Raw genomic sequence first — 20,967 nt, 5'->3', positions numbered from 1 at the left:
TAATTTTGTACTTTAGGGAGTTAGGAGGAGGGTGCGGTTGTTGTGGATGTCTTGATGGTTTTGACAACCTAGGAGAAATAATGCGGTTTGATATTGTCTTTGTAAGGTGTCAATGGCGTGAATGACGGCTTGGGTGGATTGTTGCGCGGGCTTGAGAAGTGGCGCGGCCATCCCACAAACTTGTGCACCGAGGATAACGGCTTTGGCGATATCAATGCCATTTCTAATACCGCCACTAGCGATAAGGGTGATATCAGGATGGGTTTGTTGGGCGAGAGTGAGGGCTTCAACGGTGGTGAGTCCCCAATCTTGAAAGAGCAGTCCTAGGGTGTCGTCTGGGTTGGCGCGGCGGTGGTGTTCGATGCGACTCCATGAGGTTCCGCCACGTCCTGCCACATCAAAATAATGAACGCCAGCTTGTTTGCCCAGCGCGATATCAGCAGGAGAAAGTCCACAGCCCACTTCTTTAAGCAAGACGGGAACGCTAAGATTTTTGCAAGTTGCGCTAATGAGATGATGTAGGTGCTTGAAGTCGGTGTCGCCTTCGGGTTGGATGGCCTCTTGTAGGGGGTTTAGATGCAAATAAAGTCCGTCTGCTTCAAGAATATCCACAGCGCTTTGGCAATGCTCTAAGGTAAAGCCTTTGTTGAGTTGTACAGCGCCTAGGTTGGCGAGTAAAACGGTTTCAGGGGCATGAGGGCGTAGTTCAAAACTTTGTTGGGCTTTTTTATGACCAAACATAATACGTTGTGAGCCTACCGCCATGCCTACGCCACAAAACTCTGCAGCTTGAGCAAGGCGTTGGTTAATAAGATGTTGTTGCTCATCGCCCCCGCCTGTCATAGAGGAGATAATCAGCGGGAAGGAGAGGGTTTTGCCTAGAAATTCGCACCGCGTGTCGATGTCGTCGAGGTTGAGGTCGGGAAGGGCGCGGTGGGTTAGGCGAATGCGCTCAAAACCGCTAGCGTGGCGTTCAACTTGTGGGTCGTTGGCGAGAATATCGAGGTGTTGTTGTTTACGTTGGGCGATAAGGTCGTTCATGAGTGTCGTTCCATAGCAAGATGAGAGCGCATGAGTTCACCTGGATTGGTTTGTGCAGCAAGTAAAGAGAGCTCACCACATAAGACGGTTGCAGCGCAAATGGCGGCAAGACGGCGGGCGTTGTCTCCTATTGGGCGCTCTTCGCGACAACCGAGGGTTTGCAGGTGTTGTTCGATGGTGCTGAGGTGCTGTCCTTTGCCATTGCCGACACTGCCGACAATGAGGTTTGGAAGGGTGCAGGAGAAATATAATTGTCCTTCTTGATTTTGGCAGTGAACAATGCCTTGAGAGCCTTCAATGATATTAGCGGCATCTTGTCCTGTGGCAAGGTAAAAGGCGAGCAACATATTGGCAAAATGCGCGTTGGCGCTACGAATGCTGCCAGCAAGATTGCTTCCAAGGTGATTTTTATGTGTGTTGAGGTCGACCATTTTGGCGGCGGTGGTGCGTAGGTGTTTGCTGAGAATGGTTTCGGGGATGGTGATTTCGGCAATAACGTTTTTACCACGCCCTAATATGCCATTGATGGCGCTTACTTTTTTATCCACGCAAAGGTTGGCTGAGATGCTGGCGTATTGGAGGGTTTCATCGCTTTCTATAATCCATTTTAAGATAGCATCAGCGGCTTTGGTAACCATGTTATGCCCTGAAGCGTCGCCTGTTAAACACTCTAAGCGCAAAAAGAGAAGATTGCCAAGAATTTGCGCGTGGAGTTTATCAAGGGTTGCAAAGCGGCTGGTTTGGCTGACGAGATGTTGCAGTTGTGGCAGTTGTGTTTGCAGGCGTTGATAGGTTTCAAGGGCATGTTGGGCGTGCTGAGCTTGTAGAACAACAGAGCGGGTCATGCGTTCGTCTATGAGGGTAACGCGGATGCCATCACAAAGGCGAGAGATTTTTGCCCCACGGGCGGTAGATGGCCAAAGCGGGGGTTTCATAGGTTGCAAGGGGAACTTGTACAGCTTCGTTGACGGTGTTGCCGTGGATATGGATAGGACCAATCCAGCGGGTGGGAATGGGGGTGGTGTGTTGGGTCATGCAGTTGTTAAGCGGTGAGGTCAAAAGCGGGGATTATAGCACTTTTATAATAATTTTTGACAAGGCTCCATGTCGCTAGATTGGGTTGCTAATTAAAAATATTGTCCTAAAGTTACTCTATGCTCACTGTGTCGTTAGGGGTTGGGTTGATAGGGGATGCGGTCGCGGTGTTCGAGCTGGAGTTGGGGGAAGGTGGGGTTTAAGGGTTTGGGCGAGTTGTTCGCTGATATAAACGCTGCGATGTTGTCCGCCAGTACACCCTATGGCGATGGTTAGGTAACTACGGTCGTTTTGCTTAAGAAATTGGGGCAACCATTTTTGCAGAAACTGGGTTGTGTCTTGAATAAATTCGTGGGTCTGTGGGTATTGGTTTAAAAATTTGATGATAGGGGTTTCGCTGCCACTATAGGGGCGTAGTTCGGGGTGCCAGTGAGGGTTGGGTAGAAAGCGGACGTCAAAAAGATAATCAGCGTTGATAGGTAACCCGTTTTTAAAGCCAAAAGATTGCAGGGTTAGGGTGATTAGATTTTGATTGGAGTAAACGCGCTGGAGTTGTGCTTTGAGGTATTGGGCGTTGTAGGTGCTGGTGTCGATGATAAGGTCAGCGGTGTTCAGTAGAGGGGTGAGGAGTTGGCGCTCTTGGGCGATGCTTTGAGGTAGGGGGGTGGTGTGATTTTTGGGGTGAGGGCGACGCGATTCGTTATAACGTTGATTTAAGATGCTGTCGCTGGCGTTTAGGAAGAGGGTTTCAATGGGGCGGATGATTTTTAATTGTTGTATGCTTTCGGCTAAAGCGGTGGGGTTATCCGTGCTGCGTGCGTCAATAGCGACAGCAATGGGATAAGAGGCATGGTTGGCAAACTCGCGTACAAAATTGTCTAATAAGATGGCAGGGAGGTTGTCAACGCAGTAATAACCTAAATCTTCTAAGGTTTTTAAAGCAACGCTTTTTCCTGCGCCAGACAGTCCAGTTACGATGAGCATGGATTTATCCTGATTTAGTTAAAAAAACCGCCTAGCTAAGTAGGCGGGGTTGGGTTATTGAATGCGCTTGTATTTGAGGCGCGTGGGTTGGTCGGCTTCTTCACCAAGGCGTTTTTTACGGTCTGCTTCGTATTCGGAATAAGTACCATGGAAGAAATTAACTTTGGAATCGCCTTCAAAAGCGAGAATGTGGGTGGCAACGCGGTCTAAAAACCAGCGGTCGTGCGAGATGATAAGCGCGCTGCCAGGGAAAGCGAGAATGGCTTCTTCTAATGCGCGCAAGGTTTCGATGTCAAGGTCGTTGGTTGGTTCGTCTAAGAGTAAGACGTTGCCTCCGCTTTTGAGGAGTTTGGCAAGATGTAGGCGATTGCGCTCACCACCAGAAAGGTCGCCAACGCGTTTTTGCTGGTCGGCGCCTTTGAAGTTAAAGCGTCCAATATAGGCGCGTGAGGGGATGGTGTAATTGCCAACGGTGATGTTGTCTAGCCCATCTGAAACTTCTTCCCAAACGGTTTTGCTGGGGTCTAGTCCTTCGCGCGATTGGTCAACAAAGGCAAATTGCACGGTTTCTCCAATATCAATTTGTCCGCTATCGGGTGTGTCGCGTCCTGTTAATAGATTGAACAGGGTGGATTTTCCTGCGCCATTGGGCCCGATGATGCCAACGATTGCGCCAGCAGGGATGTTAAAGTTGAGGTCTTCGTAAAGCATTTTATGCTCATAGCCTTTGCTGATGTTCTCAGCAATAGCAACTTTATCGCCTAGGCGCTCACCCGGTGGAATGTAGATTTCTTGGGTTTCGCTGCGTTTTTGGAATTCGCGACTAGAGAGTTCATCAAAGCGCTGGAGTCGAGCTTTGTTTTTGCTTTGACGACCTTTGGGGTTGTTGCGCACCCATTCCAGTTCTTGTTTGAGCGCGCGACGGTGGGCGCTCTCTTGTTTTTCTTCAGTAGCAAGGCGCTTTTCTTTTTGCTCAAGCCATGAGGAGTAGTTGCCTTGCCAAGGAATGCCTTCCCCACGGTCAAGTTCGAGTATCCAGCCTGCAACGTTATCTAAAAAGTAGCGGTCGTGGGTTACGGCAACGACTGTACCGCTAAATTCAGCGAGATAGCGCTCAAGCCATGCAACAGATTCAGCATCTAGATGGTTGGTAGGCTCATCAAGTAATAACATGTCGGGATTGGATAAAAGAAGACGACAAAGGGCAACGCGCCGTTTTTCCCCACCAGAAAGTGTGGCTATTTTTTGTGTCCACGGGGGGAGGCGTAGCGCGTCGGCGGCAATTTCCATGCGTCGTTGCATATCATGCCCATCTGCGGCAGCAAGTTTATTTTCAAGTTCAGCTTGTTTGGCAGCAAGGGCGTCAAAATCAGCGTCAGGGTCGGCATAGGCGGCATAGACGGCGTCTAACTCTTCTTGCACGCTTTTTAAATCGCTCATCGCTTCTTCGATAACTTCCCGTACGGTCTTATCTGGGTCAAGGACAGGCTCTTGCGCGAGATAGCCAATATCAAGGTTAGGTTGTGCTCTGGCTTCGCCAATAATATCAGTGTCTACCCCTGCCATAATGCGTAGGAGGGTGGATTTACCTGCACCATTTAATCCAAGAATGCCAATTTTGGCGCCGTGGAAAAAAGAGAGGGAGATATCTTTTAAAATGTGTTTGCCCGGTGGCACTACTTTGCCGACGCGGTTCATGGTAAAGACGTATTGACTCATAGAATGGTTCGCCTATAAATGAAAGTTTAAATTAAATGAATATCGCGTTATTCTATTGGAACATTGCTTTGTTTTCTACTTTCTGGACTGGTTTTATGCGGTTTTTTTCTTGGCAGCGGTTGTGGGTGTATGCGCGCTTGATGCGTTTGGAGCGTCCTGTGGGGACGGTGTTGTTGGCGTGGAGCGGTTTGTGGGGTGTATTGTTGGCAGGGCAAGGGCAGCCGCCTGCGCGAGTATGCGCGATTATTTTATTGGGAACTTTTTTGATGCGTTCGGCTGGGTGTGTGTGTAATGATTTGGCAGACCGTCATTTTGATGGGCGGGTTCGACGAACTGCTGGGCGTCCGCTGGCAACAGGGGAGGTTTGTGTTGCTGAAGCGCTTGTTTTGGCGGTGGTGTTGTTGTTATTGAGTTTTTTGTTGGTCTGTTTATTGAATTGGCAGAGTGTAGTGTTGGCGGTGGTGCTTGCTGGGGTGGTGTTGTTATATCCTTTTTGTAAGCGTTTTTTTAAGGTGCCGCAGTTGGTGTTAGGGGTGGCGTTTGCAAGTCCGATTTTATTGGCGCATACGGCAATTTTGGGGCATTTGACGGGTGCGAGTGTGAGTTTGTTTTTAGGGACGCTGTGTTGGGTGGTACTTTATGATACTTATTATGCGCTGGTTGACCGAGAAGATGATTTAATAATTGGGATTTTATCAAGCGCTATTTGGGTTATGGGGCGTGAACAGCTGTTTTTGGCGCTCTTGGCAGTTTTGGCGTTGGGGTTTTGGGGGCTTACGGGGATGTTAGCAGGATTAAATGGCTGGTATTATTTAGGGCTTTTGGCAGGGGCGTTGGTGATGGCATTTTATGCTTGGCAAACACGGCATTTAGATAGAGAGCGGTGTTTTGCTGCATTTGTGGGGCATAATTGGGTTGGAGCATTTGTTTTATTAGGATTTTTTTTGGCGTATTTGCCAAGTTAATTTTTAATTTGTAAGGAGTGTTAGCATGAAATGGCAAGATTTGGTTTGCGATATTCAAGATTATCCAAAAAAAGGGATTGTTTTTAAAGATATTACGCCGTTGTTGGCAAATGGTCAGGCGTTTAATGAGGCTATTGAAGAGTTGGCGAGTTTTTGTGAGCGTGAGGGGCAGGTGCCTGATGCGTTGGCATGTCCTGAGGCGCGTGGCTTTATTTTTGCTTCAGCGTTGGCGCAGCGGTTGAAAATTGGGTTTATTCCGTTGCGTAAACCAGGGAAGTTGCCACGTAAGGTGGCGCGTACGACGTATGATTTGGAATATGGGCAAGATACGTTAGAGGTGCATCGCGAGGATGTGCGTCAGGGTATGCGGATTATGATGGTGGATGATGTGTTGGCAACAGGCGGGACAATGCAGGCGTGTATTGAGCTGTTGGAGTCTTTGGGTGCGCAGGTGATTGGGTGTGCTTTTTTACTAGAGATTGAAGCACTTGGTGGGCGTAAGCGGTTGCAAGATAAGGTAATTTGTAGTTTGATTCGCAGTTAAGAATATGCAAAAAAGCCACGCTATTGAGCGTGGCGCATATGATTTTATCGCAATGAAAAATTATTTTTCGCGAAAGACGATTCGACCTTTGGTTAAATCATAAGGAGTCATTTCTACTTTGACTTTGTCGCCTGTGAGAATGCGGATGTAATGTTTGCGCATGCGTCCTGAGATATGGGCGTTAATTTCATGACCATTTTCAAGCTCAACGCGGAAAGTGGTGTTTGGGAGGGTGTCGATAACGGTTCCCATCATTTCAATATTTTCTTCTTTAGACATAATTTCCTTTTGCTGTTTAAGATTAAGGGGTTGAATGCAGGCTAGTTTAGCAAGCGTTGGCTTTGGGCGCAATATGGGTTGTGGCTTATAATGGCGCGTTTTTTAATTCATTTTGGCGCTGTAAGAAAGGAGATAGGGGCGGTTTTGGCGTTTATCGTATTGCTCTTGATTATGTGGTGGTTTAATAAAGCGGTTGGGCGTTTGTTGGGGCTTGTGGGCGTGGGGAATGGGGGTTATTTTTTAAGGATTTGAGTGGGAGGGCTTATGCGTTGGTGGCGGTTGGTGTGTGAGGATTATAAGGTGGTGGCGGTGCGAGACCCTGCTACAAAAGGGTTTTTTTCGATTGTGTCGTTGCATACGGGTTTTTGGGCGGTGGTGGCTTATCGGGTGCAACATGCGTTGTGGGGTTGTGGGTTGCGTTGGTTGGCGCGATTTTTGGCGTTGGGTTCGCGTTGGTTGACTGGGGTGGAGATTCATCCTGCTGTGGTGGCAGGGCGGCGGTTGTTTGTTGACCATGGGATGGGGGTGGTGATTGGGGAGACGGCGGTGCTTGGCGATGATGTGAGTATTTATCAGGGGGTTACGTTGGGTGGGACGTCTTGGCAGGCACAAAAGCGTCATCCAACAATTGGAAATGATGTGATTATTGGGGCGGGTGCGAAGGTTATTGGCGCGATTATGGTGGGAGATGGGGCGCGGGTAGGGTCTAATGCGGTTGTGGTAAAGGATGTGCCTGCAAAGGCGACTGTGGTGGGTGTGCCAGCGCAGGTGGTGGGTGATAAGAAGGAGGCGCAAAAGGCGCAACAGGAGTTTCGCGCTTATGCGCAGTCGCCAGAATGTGTTGACCCGATATTGGCGATGTTGGAGGATTTGCAGGAGCGGGTAGGGCGTTTGGAGGCGGAGAATCGGCGTTTGCGAGGGGAGGAATAATGCAAGAATGGGGGTATTTTGATTATGCAGCGACTACGCCTGTGCATCCTTTGGTGGCGGAACAGGTATTTTTGGATATGACTTCTGGCGCTTTGCTGGGTAATGCGAATGCTTCGCATGGCTTGGGGTTGCAGGCGCGGGTGGCATTGCAATCGGCGCGGGAGCAGTTGGCGACGCTTCTTGAGGCGGATGCGCGCGAGTTGGTGTTTACAAGTGGGGCGACGGAGGCAAATAATTTGGCGCTAAAGGGGGCGTTTGCGCACAGCGAGCGGCGCAATGGGCATTTGCTGACGCTACAAAGTGAGCATAAGTCGGTGTTGGATTGTGCGGGGATTTTGGCAAAAAATGGGGTGCGGGGTGTCGGTGTTGCCTGTATTGGAAAATGGGCAGGTGGATTTGACAGCGTTTGAGGCGGTGTTGTCTAATGAGCGGGTGTCGTTGGTGAGTGTGATGGCGGTTAATAATGAGACGGGGGTGGTTGTGCCTGTGGAGGAGGTAGTGGCGTTGGCGCATCGCTATGGGGCAAAGGTGCATGTGGATGCGGCGCAGGCGCTTGGGAAGGTGGCGGTGTCGATGGCGCGGTGGCAAGCAGATTTGGTGAGTTTTTCTGGGCATAAGGTGTATGCGCCTCAAGGGATTGGGATGCTTTATGTGCGACGTTTGCCTAAGATGCGTTTGCAGGCGTTGTTGCATGGAGGGGGGCAGGAGCGAGGGTTGCGTTCGGGGACGTCGCCTGTGATGTTGGTGCGTGCGTTAGAGTTGGCGGTAAGATTGGCGGTTGAGGCGCTGGGGGAGAATCAGGCGCGCGTGGGGGGCGCTTTATCAGACTTTAGTGGCAGGGTTGCCTCAGTCGATGGCGGTGAATGTGGGGGAGAATGTGGTGGAAAATATTGTGAGTGTGAATACGGGGCGCTCGGCGTCTGAGGTGTTGGCGAGGGCGTCGGAGGTGGGGTTGGCATTATCTGCAGGGTCGGCTTGTCAGGCGGCGTCTTCGGAGGGCTCGCATGTGCTTAGAGCAATGGGGTTGGATGTTGCAGCGCATCAGTCGGTGCGTGTGAGTTTGTCGCATTTGACGCGCGAGGATGAGTTGGCGCGGTTGTTGAATTTTTTGCATGATTTTGGAGGTTAGGATGATTGTTTTAACAGATAAGGCAGTCTCACGCGTGAAGAAGCAATTAGCGCAACGCGGTTTTGGTATTGGGGTGAAGGTGGGGGTGGTGCGTTCGGGGGTGTTCAGGGTTTTCCTATCAATTGGATTTTGTTGACGCGGTAGGTGAGGGGGATTTGTCGCAGGCGTATGAGGGATTTGTGGTGGTGGTGGCGTCTGAGGATTTGGCGTTGATTGAAGGGTTGGTTTTGGATGTAAAAAACAGGGGTTGAATGAGTTTTTTGTCTTTGATAATCCTAAGGCGACGGCAACGTGTGGCTGTGGGACGAGTTTTAGTGTGAGTTAGGAGGATAGATGAAAAAACAGCAATTTGTAGGGCGAGCGCAAGGGATTGAGGTGGTAGTGGAAAATGCTTGGGATTTTTCAGGGACGAAGTTGCTCAGTGAGGAGATGATTTGGATTAATGGGGCGCTGGTGCATCATAAAAAACTAGGGGATAAGGCGGGGTCTAGAATGTATACGGCGAAGCTGTGTTTTGAGGTGGAGGGGCGTGAAGTTGAGGTGGTGCTGGGGGTCGGCATGGCATTTTTGCGCGGTGGGATGCAAGATTTTGTTAGACGGAAAACATATTGGCGGGAATCGGTTTGTTTGGTAGTGAGGATGTTAAAGTACGCTGATGAGGTTGTTGTAGATGAGACAAAAATAATGATGGAGGAATAAATGTCTATTTTTGATGCGCATAAGGATGGGATTGTGCCTGAAGCGTTAAAGGCGACTGATGCGGTGGATATTAAAACGTGGCAAGCTGAGCTGATGCAGGCGCTTGAATCAAATGAGGCTTATACCGCCTATCGTGTGTATAAACAATTGCCTCAAGCGCAAGCAAAGTCGCATTTTCCAGCGGATGCGGTCTATCCGTTAGGGCAATATCTTGCAACAGAGCAAAAAGGAGAAGAAGTGCTGATTTTGGTGGAGGGCTTTAGTAAGCGCTTTGCTGGGCATAAAGATGTGGTGAATAATTATTTATTAGTGGCGCAGGTAATGGCAACGCAGTTGGGTGAGCGCGCGCAGGCACAGGCATTATTGCAACGTTTAAGCACGCATTACAGTGAACATGCTGATTTTTCTAAGATTAAAGCGCTACAAATGGAATTAGGATTAGAGGAGAGACAATAATGAAACGGTTTTATAAATGGGGAGTGATGGCGATGGCGCTACTTGCCTCGAAAAGCCAAGCGGCAGAGGAAATTTCCGCACTGGAGGTCTTATTAGGGGCGTATAACGGCGCGCTACAGGTCTACACACAAGAACAGGCTGGCGCGAATACACTACCGCAACTATCGCGAGAGCAGTTACAACAACTGCAGACCCTAATTACAGATCATCAGGGACAAATTGATTTGGCGCGTGTACAGGCACTATTGGCACTCACCGCCCAACAAGATGGGTCTGTAGCTGAAGTGGCGGCAAAATTGCAAACGCCCGTAGCATGGGCACAATCCCTGCAAGAAATCGCAAAACCACTATGGCCAATCAGTCAAAAAGAGGGATTGGCAGGTGTGAGTGATACTTTAAATGCACTAGCTTCTGTGGCAAAAACGCTAGAGCAAACAATTGCAGAACATCCAATATTGCAACGCTCTTTGCAAGAACCCTCTTATCATCAAAATCTTAAACAAGAAGTGAACCATCTAAAAGCATTGGCGGAAAAACAAATGCCAACCTATTGGCATAAAACAGAAAATTAAAAAATAGCCAATCTGATTACGCAACTAAAAAATGTTTATGCAGATAGCGCAACACATCGAATCAATAGCATGTAGTTACAACAAAGGGCGAATGAAGCAACTAAAATTATTGAACAATTACAAGGTGATTTAACCTCTAAACAGTATGATGAATTACTGTTTTGGCTCCAGAAATTAGGGTATATTTCTAAGGGAAGAAAACTTATATATTATCCCTAATCGGGGATTTACAACAGTATCTTGATTTAATCTGATTTATCAGTCTTAAACCCCGATGATTACTAATCAACGGGGTTTTCATGTCGCTATCAACCAAAGACCAACTCAACTACTCAACAAAGACTAGCGCGCGCACCAAGACGCAAGCAGAAGGCAGGCAAGCAGGGCGTGCCGCTGCTGCGTCGGTGCGCGCTTTATTTGAACGTCAATTTATTGAGCGCTGGGGCGTTAGCGACACCCCCACGCTAACAGGGGGTGACAGTAATCATTTGCCTCAATTTGACGTGAAGGCATTTGTCTCCAAAAAAGTCTCTTTGCCCGTTATTCGTAATGGCAAATTAGTTGAACAATTGTTTAGAACTCCAACCGAAGGCAATAAAGCATTTATTGATCAATTAATCTTTGTGTTTGACAAACACACCCTTCACGCTTTAACAGAATTAGATGCACAGGATTTTGACTATAGTGAAGACTATATCAATGCACTTAATCCTTATTTGCATGAGATATTTGGCTTTGCTTGCTCGCATAATCGCCATAAAAGCGCAAATTTCTACAGTGATTCTTTTAACTTAGGGGATTTAGAAAACTGCTATAGTTATGTGTGTTTAGGCGGCATCATTAATAAAAGCAACTCAGACACCATCTGCGTAGAATTAACCGCTACAGGCTTAGCAGCAGCAAAAGATGGCTGGGAACACCGTTTATATGCTTTTAGTCTTCTAAAGCAAATGTATCGCTTTCGTTATACTCGTGTAGATATTGCTCATGATTTTTTAGATGGTCGCTTTAGTGTTGATGATGCTTTAAAAACCTATTATGAAGGCGGATTTACCAATGCCTATACTCGTCCAAAATTACGCAAAGAAGGCGATGATTGGTTTAACGAAACCAGTAAAGGACGCACCCTTTATATCGGCAGTCGTGATAGTTCACGTTTATTAAGGTTTTATGAAAAAGGCAAGCAACTCAAAATGGCTGATAGTCCATGGGTGCGTTGTGAGTTAGAGTTAAGAAGTCGGGATAATGCGTCTGTACTGCTCAATATCGGTTTGTCGCCCTTTATACTTACTCTTTGCTTAGGTTTTTTTATGCCTTGCCTTTGCCTTTCTCTGCGTGTTGTATAATCGGTATACCTATGCGCCAGTGCATGCAAAATTAATCGCACAGCAAGCTCAATGGAGACAAAAATAAAAAAGTTTAAAAAATAATTGACGCGCCTCCTTAATAAGGATATTATGCGCGCTCTCTTTCAATGCCCGGGTGGCGAAATTGGTAGACGCAAGGGACTTAAAATCCCTCGGACTAAACATCCGTGCCGGTTCGAGTCCGGCCCCGGGCACCATCTCAAGTTTGCAAAATAACGCAACAACGCGAAACAAGTAGAAAAACAAGCCATTAGCCTTTGCATTTTTTGCAAAACCATGCAGAATAACGCAACGATATCCAAATTTTTACGGATAAATTACGGATGGTTTTACGGATGGATGCATTGTGGCAATAGTATCTAAAAATGGTAAATGGCATGTTGAGATCAGGCGCAAAGGGATGCCTGGGATTTACAAATCTTTTTCGACAAAAATTGAGGCGCAAAGATTTGAGCTCGAACAAAAAGCACTGCTCAAAAGTGGGCAACATGTTATCAAGCGGACGCTCGCGGAAGCGTTAGAGCGATATAGCCACGAGATTGCGCCACAACACAAAGGCCAACGCTGGGAACAAATGAGAATAGCTAAACTTCAGCGAGATGCTATTGCTGATGATTATGTTGATTTAATTACCTCCGATGATATCGAGCACTGGATTAAATTACGAAAGGATCAAGGGTTAGCTGATGGATCAATCCTACGAGAGCTCACCATATTACGTTCGGTATTTAGAGAATGCGTCCGCTGGCGTTATTGCTTAACCAACCCTGTTAATGATGCGCGCAAACCAAAAGAGCCCAAAGGGCGTAATCGTCGCATTAGCAATGATGAGATCATGCGGATTTGTGACGCGCTTGGATACTCACCAGAGAAATCAGTTAGCAAAGCGCAGCAAGCTGTGGCGGTTGCATTTTTATTGGCAATCGAAACTGGTATGAGGCAGGGCGAAATCTATGGTTTGACTTGGGACAACGTTAATTTGCAAGATGGTTATGTGTATTTACCAGTTACAAAAAATGGCGATGATCGGCATGTGCCGCTTACTGAGCGTGCAGTTGAATTAATTGAGCAAATGCAAACGGCAAAAGAGGGCGAGCGAGTATTTCCCTATAACCAATCCAGCGCGGGGACATTATTCCGTCGGGCACTACAATTGGCACAAATTACTGACCTACGGTTTCATGATGCGCGCCACGAAGCTTGCTCGCGGATGGCGCAGTTGGAAGGCATGGACCCTTTGGCGCTTGGCAAAATAATCGGGCATCGTGACCCACGGTCTTTGATGATATATTTTAATCCGCATGCAAGTGAATTAGTTAATGCAGTGAGATCAAAGCCAAAATGGTAATAAAAAAGGGCCTCGTCTCGTGAGGCAACGACAAATGCCTTGTTGATAGGTTAACAATCATTTGTAGCAGTGGTTTTTTCCATCGCGTCACTCACTGCTTAACGCGTCCTTATCGGCATATATGGCTTTTAAAAAGGGATTTGATCGTCGTCAAAATTATTGTTTTTACTGCGCGGTGCATTGTTGCCCGCGTGCTTTGTTGAGCAACCACTGTTGTCTATTTTTCTTGCTCATATTTCTGCTCTAAATCTTCAATCATTACCACACCCCATGAGAAACACAGTTGTATAAATCCGTAATCTTTTGCACTACAGAACCATTCTCAACGCCGCTGATTAGTGCTCTTACTTCGCTGTCATCTAAAACCTCAAAATCAGTTCCTTTCGTGTTTGATGCCCACACGCAATAACTGCCTTCGTTGTTACAAACTGATGCTCGGCAGCTTGGAAAGCTTGCGGTACGTCTTTCACCCCAAAGGTGGAAAAATATATCGATTACTTTTTTGATAATTTGCTGCTCAATATTGTTCTTACTCATCGTCCCTCACTTCTTTTGCAATGCCTGCACACTTATATGGCTTTTAAAAAGGGATTTGATCGTCGTCAAAATTATCGTATTTACTGCGCATTGTGCCTCCGCTTGCTTCAGCGTAGGCATTGCTCGTGGTCGCGGCTGTTTGCTGTCGTGCTGGCTGCTGTGCGCTTTTGCTGTCTAGCAGTTGGATTGATCAATTTTTAGGTGGTGGATAGCGCGTTCCATTGCGCAAATTATTTCGGGTGGCTTGCCTTCCCATCCACTTTGTATCAACATTCGTTGATCAAACTTGGCGTTATATGCATACGCTTTGTGGAATTCGGATTTATCCTGTGGTAAGTCAAAGCAATTATCTTCAAAAATAGTTTTGACTAAAGGACGTATAACTTCCCAGCACGGTGCGTCTTTTAGCATCTCATTGGTTATGCCATTTATTGCGGTGACTTCTGGGGTAATGGGCGTTTTTGGTTTAACTAGGGTGTTTAATAAAGGGGTACCCCAACTGTCGATAATGGCTATTTCGACAATTTCTGCATCGTTATCTAGCCCTGTTGTTTCGGTGTCTAATACAATCATTTCGTTTTATCCTCATCAGCACCTTTAGATTCTGCCCATGCTCTTGCTTCGGCAAGTGCTTCTTCGTATGTTTCACCGTAGAACCAGCGTATTTGTCTATAACCCGAGCCTATGTATTGGCCATTGACCAACCACCCCGCTGTTCCTGTCTCAATGATTATTTGAGAAAGTTCGTCAGCATCTTCATCTATACTGACTAGGTTTTTATGAAAATGCTGTACGTGCTTTAATTTATGGCTAGCAAGGTAATCGTAGAGATGAGAGCCTTCATCTATTGCTGATTCAATAAACTCTGAGACTGAATTTGTCCAAGCAGGGCGGTCATTAACCAGCGTGGCAAGATGAATAATTGCATCGACGCTGAAATTGGATTGGTCTTCTATTGATGCTGCAAGTTCTTGATTAACCGTACTGATACCAAGGGACGATTCATCGATATCAGCGAGTGGCATTTCTTTCATTTCAGCGAGCAATTCTTGAGCTGCGGTAATCGCTTTATTGGGGGAAGTATATTCACCTCCAAAAATCACGCCTCTAATTCTTGGGCAAAATGATATTTTCCTGGTATTGGAATTAAATAGTTCGCCGTATGATGCTTTGCCCTTTACGACAAACGCGCGCTTTTCTTCTATGGTTGCGCTTTTAAACCACGCTCTTTGAGTTGCATTTAAAATTATATTTGAATTAAACATGGGTATTTCCTACTGTGTTTTAAATCGTTTACAAAATTGGCGTATTTCGCCTGCGATCCAGCGCGGTTTGCTGCCGTTATCGCCTGTTGGTAGGCGGATTGCTTTTGGGAAATTGGGGTGTTTCATGATGCTCTGTACGCTGCGCTTGCTCATTTTTAGGTAAGCGGCAACATCGTCAGTCGTCCAGAGATCGTCATCGCGCTGGATACTGCGCTCAAGGGCGCTTTTTATATCTATTAGATATTGTTCTATGGTCATATTGTTTCTCCTGCTGCGCGCTGGAATATCCAACATCTGGGTGTTTTTGGTTTGCCGTATTTATTGCTATCTATTGCTGAGCAAACCGTCCGACTTGATTCGATAAATTTGCGATTTTTTGAGGTTTTTAGCAGTCGTTTTAAATCGCGTAATAACGGCATTTGTTGTTTTGCAATGCCTGCTTGCTCTACAAATTCGTTTAGATTGACCGCTATTTCGTTGGGGTTGCGGCTATGATTAAGTAATGGTCTGGGTGAGCCATCTGGGTTATTGCCTTGACTATCTAAATAATCAAAAATATCCCAAAACTCGGCAACGATTGGGTGGTCCTTGGCTATGGCCAATTGTCGGTCGGCGCAAGCATGTGCCAATGCATTGCAAGTCTGTGCTCGCTGATCGCTTGAGAGCCCAACTAAATCTGCAAACGCTTCAGCGAGGGCGATTAGTTGTGCATGGTTTTTGGCTAAACGTAAAGTCTGTATGTCTGTATTGTTGAGCAAATAGTCTTGATGTAGATGTTGTCTTGTCGTGACGTGGTCAATAATTTGTTGCTCGCGCTGACATGAGAGAGTGACAAAATAACTGAGCTGGCTTGGCTCAAGGGTCATCATCTCATCTATAGCCATTCTTGAGTCATGATTGTGGTTTGCTTTGCTAAACCGTAGTTGCACAATACGCTCAAGCACGGCGTCGCTCGCATTGACGGGCTCATTTTGAGCGATGACGAGGGTGCCACGGAAAGGGGGCTCGTAGGTTTCGTTGCCCGAGTTTTTCATCCCGCGAACACGCAATCCGCGACCGTTGTAATAAGGCTTGACCTCTTCCCAATCAAATTTTTTGCTATGTGAGTCCTCGTCGCGGTCGGCTTCAATAAATACGGTCGGCATGGCGGCGTATTGCGTCATCTTGCGTTGGTTGCCTGCAAAGGTATTTTTATTCGGGTCAATGCCCTCGTAATCTTCACGGCCCCATATTTTCCAAATAAACTCGATGAGCGTGGACTTGCCCGCGCCGGGCTCGCCGATAATTTCTAGGAATGGATAAGAGCTTTGGGTGTGGCGCAAATGCTCGGCAAAGAGCGAGCCAAACCAATACACGCAAGCGATAATGCCGTCGGTGCCAAAAGCGCGCCACACCAGTTGTGCCCAATCTTGGCGGTAGTTTTGGTTAGTCATCTCTATTTTTATCGTCTTATCCTGTGCCAGGGTCTTAATAGAGTCGCGCGGTAGATCAAAATAATCATCTTTGTTTTTGGGATAGACTTTGCCTGCTTTGACGGCAAAATCGGGCAAGATGTAGGCTTTGTGCTCTCGGCTATAACCGATATACTCAATCGTGTTTATCTTTTTGAGATTCTGTAGCCATCGGCTGCCAATCCAATCCAAATGCTTTGCTTCACCCGACCACCATGCGCCCTCGGCGCTGGCAAGGCGCTTTTTAAATTCGGCGCAAGCGGTGACTTGGCCTGGGGTAAATGGCAGGTTGACTGGCGGACGGCCATCGGGAAAATTAATGCGACAAAAAAACCAGCTCTCATCCGTAATTTCGTTGCGCTGGAAATAGAGGAATTCTGGTCTAACGTTGGCGATTTGCTGTAATTTGCCTGCGTCTTTCGCGATCAGCGCCAGCATTTCCTCTTCATCGCGTGGGTTCAGATCGCTTTGGTGGATATCGTCGCGCGCCTCAGCTATTGCTTTTTGCTCAATCGTAAACCAATACAAGCGGTTGTCAAAATCCACGACAAAAAACGGGGTTTGCCGGCGAGCAAACATCAATGCCGCTTTGTCTAGCGCCGAGTTTGCAATCAGCAATGCACCATAATACTTATAGTCTTTAAGGTCGTCTTTGTGTAGTCGGCCGAGGCGGTGCAGGTCATTCCAATCGCATTTTGATTTTTGTGGCGCAATAGCGCTATTGCATTGCAAGTTATCTCCGCGCATGCGTTTGACAAACTTTTTAATAACGCGCTTGCCGGCATCGTCATTATCCAGCGCCCAAACCCACTTAACATGTTTAGCTTGTATGAGCTTTGTTAATGACTTTGAGGGGTAATTTGAGCAAGACAAAATCGCGACGGCTTTAATGCCGTTTTGCCACAAGCTGATTGCATCGATGATCGCTTCGACAATCCACACCTCATCGCCAGCGTTGATTGGCATTTCTGGCGGTTGCCACCACAAACCTCGATGCGGACCGCTAAAATTCTGCTTGCGGATTTCGCGGGTGCCGTCGGCATTTGTTATCTCGACTGGATCGACAAACCGCTCCATGTAACTGCCATCTGTGCCGGGGATAGCAAAGCGAACCGTCGCTGTGCCTGCATTTGCTTGCCTGCTCCACCAGCTATCTTGGGTGTAGTATTGATGCTTGCGCATGTGCACCACGTCCAATCCGCGCGCCTCGCTCATATATGCGTCAGCAGTCGCCATTGGGTTTGATGATGTGGCAGGGTGGCGCTGATCAAACTGACCAAACTCGTCTGGGTATAAGTCACGGATGCTGTATTGCGCGCCGCACTTATTCTCGCGCCCACAACGCAATACCCACGGATTATCAGCGGCGGTAAACAGGCTGCGCTTGTTGCAAGCGGGGCATTTCCCTTGATTAAACCATTGCCCATCCTCGCTTGTTTTAAAAGCATAATCGTCAAGGATGCGAGGGACGACACGATTAAGTAACTCAGGGCGCATACTCATATCAAATCACCCTGCTCGTCTTGTTGATCACGCGCATTGATAAACTCAACCAATTCGCGCAAACTAATCACACGCTGTTCGTGTCCACGTCCATTTAACTGTTCATTTGGTGTTGGATGACGATTAACAATCAGCACATTACTCGTACTATTATCAATATTAATATGCCATTGATTGATAAAACGACTCTCGTAGTTTGCGATAGCCTGCGCTGATATCATCTCAGCAGATGATCGACTAATTAGGTCAATGTGCGTGAGCAAATATTGGACGCATTGTGCCAACGTTTCATCTCGCGTCCACTTCGGATTACCCCTTGACACAAACTCCTGCGCCATATCTTTAGCTAAATCATAAGGGTCGCTTTGAGGGACGCTCGGGCGGATTGTTGTCTTAAATAAATCGGAACTAGGGCTTGCTACACGTGTAACTTCTATTTGTAACAACCAACTAGCGCTACACATATAATTAGTGCATTGCGCATAAGCACGCCGTAATCGTTGATGCTGTGCACGACTGCCGTGTATACGCGTTGGCGCGCCACAGGCAGGGCAGGGCAAACGCTTAATCTTCATCATGACCTCGTTGTATTAGATCGCCCATTGCAGTAATAAAAGCGTCTAGGGCCTTTGCTATATCATCATCGGTGTAGCAGTCATCTGCTGATACTTTGCAAGTATTACTGGTAAACTCAATTGCAATTGTGGGTATTTTTTCCCAAGATTTTCCAACTATATTTCTCTTTACTAGCGCAAATCTTGCATTACTCTCATCTGATAATTCGATGGTATATGGGACATAAATCCATCCCGGCATTAGATGGCGGAATTGTGATTTTGTTAATTTAATAGCATCGGACAGCGATTTAAGCGTAGGTGGTAGGGCTAAAGTATAGTTTAAATTCATTTTCCACCTCCCTGTTCAACAACGACCTTGACCGAGGCCAACTGACCTTGTGGGGCAAAAACATCAATCGCGATTAATGCTAATAATCCATACATACAGATAATCGCCAATATTTTCCTTATCCGACGCATACGGTAGAGCAAATGTTGATGAGTCATTTTCATGCGTCACCGCCTGCGTCTTCTGACGCCAAATATTTACGTGCAAGCGAGCGCAGTGCGATGAGCTCATCGCGTGACACAGTCATCGCGCCTGCGGGCGTAATCAATAGTCCTCGCGCAAATGCAGACGACTGCATCGACAGGACCTTGATGATTTCATCAGTTTTTAAACCACGCTCGCCGTTGCGGATACGCGAAACAGCGGATTGATCAATGCCCAGCTCGCTTGCTAGTTGCTTGGGCTCAATGCAGAGCAAATGGCGTTGCAACGTTTTAGTTGCGTCACAATCTTTTATGCTGTTCATTGTGCGCCACCCCTGTCAAACTCCTCGTTAAGGAGTTGACGAATAGCAAAGTAAGCGATGCGCGACATAGGTAAATTGTATTTATCGGCAAGTTGCTTGAGTTGCTCGCGGTCAAGTTCGGTCACGCGCACCATCACAGGCGGTGCCATGCGTGGCGGTGGGGGTGTTAAATCTTTAAGATTCATATATAATCCTCACAGTTAGCGCTACGTTAAGCGCAAAAGGTGCAGTCTGAAGTTTGGCGACTGGCGACTGCACCGCCTTTAAATTTATGCTTACTAGTAAGCGTGAGAGTAACTATAAAGGGTAATTTTGTACCCGTCAAGAAAAAGGGTAAATAAAGTGTCTTTTGGAGAGCGGTTAAAAGCGTTTAGAGTTAAAAAAAACCTCACACAAGAAGGGCTTGCATCAGAATTGGGAGTCACACGAAAAACGCAACGAAGCTACGAAAAAGAAGAAAGACGGCCAGATTCTGAATATTTGATGAAGATTTCCAGAATGGGCGCAGATATCAAATACCTCATCACTGGTGAACGTGACGGGACTGACTTGGATCATAATCAACTCAACTTATTAGATTTTTTTGAAAAAGCCAGTCCAGCATATCGGCAGGCGGTATTTGATTTGTTTATGATCGAACAATCTAGCGAGCAACCTAGAGAAAAGTTGCGCCTCAAGCAAAATATCATTGAATTGTTGACAGGAAGTCGCCAGCAAAACGGGCTGACTCAAGAACAGAGCGAACTACTCGAGCTGTGGCAAAACGCGCCACTATTGGTTCGCAATGCGGCGCTGAACGTACTAATGACCCGTGATAGTCAAATCAAACAAGGTGGAAATAGCATTGGTAATATTTCAGGATCATTTATTGGCGGCATAAAACAAAATGGAAACGATAAATGAATGCCGTTAAAAAAGCTCTTTATTTTATTCTGTGGTTGTGGACATTATTTGTTGTATTTGCATTGTTAATTGCACCTCCAATGGAAGAAGGACAAATTAGCATAAAGTCAATAATCGCTATTGCTGGTGCTTTTATCGTTATCCCATGGGTCGTCTGGTTTGTGATTCGACGCATTGTGCTCATCAAGACCGAAGCAAGACAATACATAGATGAAGTCCATCTTAGCAGTAATAAATATAGCGCGGAGTCGCCTAGTCATTCAAACAAAACCAAACCAGTTAGCCATCAGCAACACAGCCCATCAGGTGGAAAGCGCGACAATAAAAATAAAACGATAGAAACTATCGGTGGCGTTATTTCCATTTTGGTTATCGTTGCAGGGGTTATTTTATGGACAGAAGGCATCTTAGCTTGGTGGGTGGCGCTGCTTGCTGTGCTTGTTGCATTGGCAATTATTGGCTCACTATTTGCGCCTAAGTAGACGCCAGATGAACCTAGTGAATGGATGAAGGAGCAGTATCGCATCGCGGAAGCAGAATTGCGTGCTGAGGGCTTGTTGGACGATGATGTTGAACGCGTTTCATACGAGCATCTGAATGGAGCGTTAGAGGTTGGACATCGCTACCAGATGGTGTATGAGGATTTCCACGGCAACATCACCGAGCGGACGATTAAGCTGCTGTACACGGAAACAAATAAACGCGGTGACACGATACTCCAATCATGGTGCGAAAAAGCGGATGATATGCGTACATTTAAGCTACGCAATATTCAACGTCTGGTTGATTTAGATACTGGTGAAATATTACGGTAGACGGATATGGCAATAAAGTCGGCGATATAAATAACTCAACAATCTCGGGCGGG

General features: G+C 46.8%; 30 protein-coding genes, 1 tRNA gene and 1 pseudogene. 17 read left to right on the top strand and 15 right to left on the bottom strand.

Going from position 1 to position 20,967, the window contains the following annotated elements:
- Positions 1-12: 12 nt before the first annotated feature.
- The 4 genes and pseudogenes from fni to ettA form a co-directional block, all read right to left on the bottom strand.
- Positions 13-1,041 carry a type 2 isopentenyl-diphosphate Delta-isomerase gene (fni, locus tag A5N84_RS06145; protein ID WP_072281664.1) on the bottom strand — a complete coding sequence of 343 codons (1,029 nt, stop codon included), beginning with the start codon at positions 1,039-1,041 and terminating at the stop codon, positions 13-15.
- Positions 1,038-2,076, bottom strand: a pseudogene (locus tag A5N84_RS06140) (hydroxymethylglutaryl-CoA reductase). Before A5N84_RS06140 ends, fni begins: the two are co-directional and overlap by 4 nt.
- Positions 2,077-2,199: 123 nt before the next feature.
- Positions 2,200-3,060, bottom strand: coding sequence for an RNase adapter RapZ (rapZ, locus tag A5N84_RS06135; protein WP_072281663.1), 861 nt, complete (start codon positions 3,058-3,060; stop codon positions 2,200-2,202).
- 54 nt (positions 3,061-3,114) lie between these two features.
- On the bottom strand, positions 3,115-4,779 hold the full coding sequence (ettA, locus tag A5N84_RS06130; RefSeq protein WP_072281662.1) for an energy-dependent translational throttle protein EttA: 1,665 nt from the start codon (positions 4,777-4,779) through the stop codon (positions 3,115-3,117).
- Between the two features lie 95 nt (positions 4,780-4,874).
- On the opposite strand from ettA, the gene A5N84_RS06125 reads away from it, so the two are divergent.
- Positions 4,875-5,744: a 4-hydroxybenzoate octaprenyltransferase gene (locus tag A5N84_RS06125; RefSeq protein ID WP_072281761.1), complete on the top strand. Its 870-nt coding sequence runs from the start codon at positions 4,875-4,877 to the stop codon at positions 5,742-5,744.
- A gap of 25 nt (positions 5,745-5,769) precedes the next feature.
- Positions 5,770-6,288, top strand: a complete 519-nt coding sequence (locus A5N84_RS06120; RefSeq protein WP_072281661.1) for an adenine phosphoribosyltransferase — start codon at positions 5,770-5,772, stop codon at positions 6,286-6,288.
- Between the two features lie 60 nt (positions 6,289-6,348).
- Here A5N84_RS06120 and infA read toward each other — a convergent pair whose 3' ends face one another.
- Entirely contained in the window at positions 6,349-6,567 is a 219-nt protein-coding gene (gene infA / locus A5N84_RS06115; RefSeq protein WP_072281760.1) for a translation initiation factor IF-1, read from the bottom strand.
- 264 nt (positions 6,568-6,831) lie between these two features.
- Here infA and cysE point away from each other — a divergent pair, with 264 nt between their 5' ends.
- The 12 genes from cysE (at position 6,832) to A5N84_RS06070 (ending at position 13,068) form a co-directional block, all read left to right on the top strand.
- The gene (cysE, locus tag A5N84_RS06110; protein ID WP_072281660.1) at positions 6,832-7,497 is read left to right on the top strand and encodes a serine O-acetyltransferase; all 666 of its coding nucleotides are present in this window, start codon (positions 6,832-6,834) and stop codon (positions 7,495-7,497) included.
- Positions 7,497-7,907, top strand: a complete 411-nt coding sequence (locus A5N84_RS11850) for an aminotransferase class V-fold PLP-dependent enzyme (protein WP_233119995.1) — start codon at positions 7,497-7,499, stop codon at positions 7,905-7,907. The genes cysE and A5N84_RS11850 overlap by 1 nt, the downstream gene beginning before the upstream one ends.
- The gene (locus A5N84_RS11845) at positions 7,855-8,421 is read left to right on the top strand and encodes an aminotransferase class V-fold PLP-dependent enzyme (protein WP_233119994.1); all 567 of its coding nucleotides are present in this window, start codon (positions 7,855-7,857) and stop codon (positions 8,419-8,421) included. The genes A5N84_RS11850 and A5N84_RS11845 overlap by 53 nt, the downstream gene beginning before the upstream one ends.
- Positions 8,378-8,626 carry a hypothetical protein gene (locus A5N84_RS11840; RefSeq protein ID WP_233119993.1) on the top strand — a complete coding sequence of 83 codons (249 nt, stop codon included), beginning with the start codon at positions 8,378-8,380 and terminating at the stop codon, positions 8,624-8,626. The genes A5N84_RS11845 and A5N84_RS11840 overlap by 44 nt, the downstream gene beginning before the upstream one ends.
- A 1-nt stretch (position 8,627) precedes the next feature.
- Entirely contained in the window at positions 8,628-8,762 is a 135-nt protein-coding gene (locus tag A5N84_RS12745; RefSeq protein WP_269844306.1) for a hypothetical protein, read from the top strand.
- The gene (locus A5N84_RS12740) at positions 8,749-8,877 is read left to right on the top strand and encodes a hypothetical protein (protein ID WP_269844305.1); all 129 of its coding nucleotides are present in this window, start codon (positions 8,749-8,751) and stop codon (positions 8,875-8,877) included. Before A5N84_RS12745 ends, A5N84_RS12740 begins: the two co-directional genes overlap by 14 nt.
- A gap of 82 nt (positions 8,878-8,959) precedes the next feature.
- On the top strand, positions 8,960-9,325 hold the full coding sequence (locus tag A5N84_RS06095) for a hypothetical protein (protein WP_072281659.1): 366 nt from the start codon (positions 8,960-8,962) through the stop codon (positions 9,323-9,325).
- The gene (locus tag A5N84_RS06090) at positions 9,326-9,781 is read left to right on the top strand and encodes a tetratricopeptide repeat protein (protein WP_072281658.1); all 456 of its coding nucleotides are present in this window, start codon (positions 9,326-9,328) and stop codon (positions 9,779-9,781) included.
- Positions 9,781-10,353, top strand: a complete 573-nt coding sequence (locus A5N84_RS06085; RefSeq protein ID WP_072281657.1) for a hypothetical protein — start codon at positions 9,781-9,783, stop codon at positions 10,351-10,353. The genes A5N84_RS06090 and A5N84_RS06085 overlap by 1 nt, the downstream gene beginning before the upstream one ends.
- Before the next feature lie 299 nt (positions 10,354-10,652).
- Positions 10,653-11,699 (top strand): replication initiation factor domain-containing protein, encoded by a 1,047-nt coding sequence (locus A5N84_RS06080; RefSeq protein ID WP_072281656.1) that lies wholly within the window; start codon positions 10,653-10,655, stop codon positions 11,697-11,699.
- 130 nt (positions 11,700-11,829) lie between these two features.
- Positions 11,830-11,917 (top strand) — tRNA-Leu (locus A5N84_RS06075).
- 203 nt (positions 11,918-12,120) lie between these two features.
- Positions 12,121-13,068 (top strand): tyrosine-type recombinase/integrase, encoded by a 948-nt coding sequence (locus A5N84_RS06070; RefSeq protein ID WP_072281655.1) that lies wholly within the window; start codon positions 12,121-12,123, stop codon positions 13,066-13,068.
- A 258-nt stretch (positions 13,069-13,326) separates the two neighbouring features.
- Here the strand turns inward: A5N84_RS06070 and A5N84_RS06065 are convergent, their stop codons facing one another.
- The 10 genes from A5N84_RS06065 to A5N84_RS06025 all read right to left on the bottom strand — a co-directional run bounded on the left by A5N84_RS06065 (position 13,327) and on the right by A5N84_RS06025 (position 19,381).
- Positions 13,327-13,605 (bottom strand): hypothetical protein, encoded by a 279-nt coding sequence (locus A5N84_RS06065; protein ID WP_072281654.1) that lies wholly within the window; start codon positions 13,603-13,605, stop codon positions 13,327-13,329.
- Positions 13,606-13,779: 174 nt separating this feature from the next.
- Positions 13,780-14,178 (bottom strand): 3'-5' exonuclease, encoded by a 399-nt coding sequence (locus tag A5N84_RS06060; RefSeq protein ID WP_072281653.1) that lies wholly within the window; start codon positions 14,176-14,178, stop codon positions 13,780-13,782.
- Positions 14,175-14,870 (bottom strand): hypothetical protein, encoded by a 696-nt coding sequence (locus tag A5N84_RS06055; RefSeq protein ID WP_072281652.1) that lies wholly within the window; start codon positions 14,868-14,870, stop codon positions 14,175-14,177. The genes A5N84_RS06060 and A5N84_RS06055 overlap by 4 nt, the downstream gene beginning before the upstream one ends.
- Positions 14,871-14,879: 9 nt before the next feature.
- Complete coding sequence (locus A5N84_RS06050; RefSeq protein WP_072281651.1) at positions 14,880-15,128, bottom strand: helix-turn-helix transcriptional regulator; 249 nt, start codon at positions 15,126-15,128, stop codon at positions 14,880-14,882.
- Entirely contained in the window at positions 15,125-17,824 is a 2,700-nt protein-coding gene (locus A5N84_RS06045) for a toprim domain-containing protein (RefSeq protein ID WP_078055608.1), read from the bottom strand. The genes A5N84_RS06050 and A5N84_RS06045 overlap by 4 nt, the downstream gene beginning before the upstream one ends.
- A complete protein-coding gene (locus A5N84_RS06040; RefSeq protein ID WP_072281650.1) occupies positions 17,821-18,399 on the bottom strand; it encodes an ogr/Delta-like zinc finger family protein in 579 nt (192 codons plus the stop codon). The genes A5N84_RS06045 and A5N84_RS06040 overlap by 4 nt, the downstream gene beginning before the upstream one ends.
- On the bottom strand, positions 18,389-18,730 hold the full coding sequence (locus tag A5N84_RS06035) for a hypothetical protein (RefSeq protein WP_072281649.1): 342 nt from the start codon (positions 18,728-18,730) through the stop codon (positions 18,389-18,391). Before A5N84_RS06035 ends, A5N84_RS06040 begins: the two co-directional genes overlap by 11 nt.
- Positions 18,727-18,894 (bottom strand): hypothetical protein, encoded by a 168-nt coding sequence (locus A5N84_RS10285; protein WP_158008661.1) that lies wholly within the window; start codon positions 18,892-18,894, stop codon positions 18,727-18,729. Before A5N84_RS10285 ends, A5N84_RS06035 begins: the two co-directional genes overlap by 4 nt.
- Positions 18,891-19,196 carry a helix-turn-helix domain-containing protein gene (locus A5N84_RS06030; protein ID WP_072281648.1) on the bottom strand — a complete coding sequence of 102 codons (306 nt, stop codon included), beginning with the start codon at positions 19,194-19,196 and terminating at the stop codon, positions 18,891-18,893. The genes A5N84_RS10285 and A5N84_RS06030 overlap by 4 nt, the downstream gene beginning before the upstream one ends.
- Positions 19,193-19,381 (bottom strand): hypothetical protein, encoded by a 189-nt coding sequence (locus A5N84_RS06025; RefSeq protein ID WP_072281647.1) that lies wholly within the window; start codon positions 19,379-19,381, stop codon positions 19,193-19,195. Before A5N84_RS06025 ends, A5N84_RS06030 begins: the two co-directional genes overlap by 4 nt.
- 157 nt (positions 19,382-19,538) lie before the next feature.
- Here A5N84_RS06025 and A5N84_RS06020 point away from each other — a divergent pair, with 157 nt between their 5' ends.
- From A5N84_RS06020 to A5N84_RS06010, 3 genes are read left to right on the top strand one after another with little or no spacing between them, the layout of a single operon-like run.
- A complete protein-coding gene (locus A5N84_RS06020) occupies positions 19,539-20,099 on the top strand; it encodes a helix-turn-helix domain-containing protein (protein WP_072281646.1) in 561 nt (186 codons plus the stop codon).
- A complete protein-coding gene (locus tag A5N84_RS06015; protein ID WP_072281645.1) occupies positions 20,096-20,581 on the top strand; it encodes a hypothetical protein in 486 nt (161 codons plus the stop codon). Before A5N84_RS06020 ends, A5N84_RS06015 begins: the two co-directional genes overlap by 4 nt.
- A 24-nt stretch (positions 20,582-20,605) precedes the next feature.
- Positions 20,606-20,914: a WYL domain-containing protein gene (locus A5N84_RS06010; RefSeq protein ID WP_072281644.1), complete on the top strand. Its 309-nt coding sequence runs from the start codon at positions 20,606-20,608 to the stop codon at positions 20,912-20,914.
- The last annotated feature ends 53 nt before the right edge of the window (positions 20,915-20,967 follow it).

Origin of the sequence: Rappaport israeli, assembly GCF_001888055.1 — a bacterium.
GTDB classification, from domain to species: Bacteria; Pseudomonadota; Gammaproteobacteria; order Cardiobacteriales; family Cardiobacteriaceae; genus Rappaport; species Rappaport israeli.
The sequence above is the reverse complement of the archived record's forward strand: the minus strand, read 5'-3'. Positions and strand labels throughout refer to the sequence as shown.